We start from the raw sequence: 272 nt of genomic DNA, 5'->3' as shown, positions 1-272 counted from the left end.
GACAAAAAGAGCATTCCCCCGAAAACGAGAGAATGCTCTTGAATGAGTGCTTAAAGTTTTGTTGCAGCTGTTTCTTCAACGACTGCCGCTTCTTCTGTCACACGTTCTACGTCTGCACCAAGTGCTTGTAACTTCAAGTGGAAGTCGACGTATCCACGGTCGATGTGGTGAAGTGCGCCAACGCGCGTTTCGCCTTCAGCGATCAATCCTGCTGTGACGAGTGCCGCACCTGAGCGAAGGTCTGTTGAAAGCACTTCTGCACCTTGTAATTG

Annotated in this window: 1 pseudogene; it reads right to left on the bottom strand. The window is 50.0% G+C overall.

Features of this window, described 5'->3' with window-relative positions:
* Window positions 1-50: 50 nt before the first annotated feature.
* Window positions 51-272: pseudogene (locus tag B2751_RS00380) on the bottom strand (UDP-N-acetylglucosamine 1-carboxyvinyltransferase); the annotation flags it as partial.

This window comes from Exiguobacterium sp. UBA6282 (genome assembly GCF_002440475.1).
GTDB lineage: Bacteria > Bacillota > Bacilli > Exiguobacteriales > Exiguobacteriaceae > Exiguobacterium_A.
The sequence above is the reverse complement of the archived record's forward strand: the minus strand, read 5'-3'. Positions and strand labels throughout refer to the sequence as shown.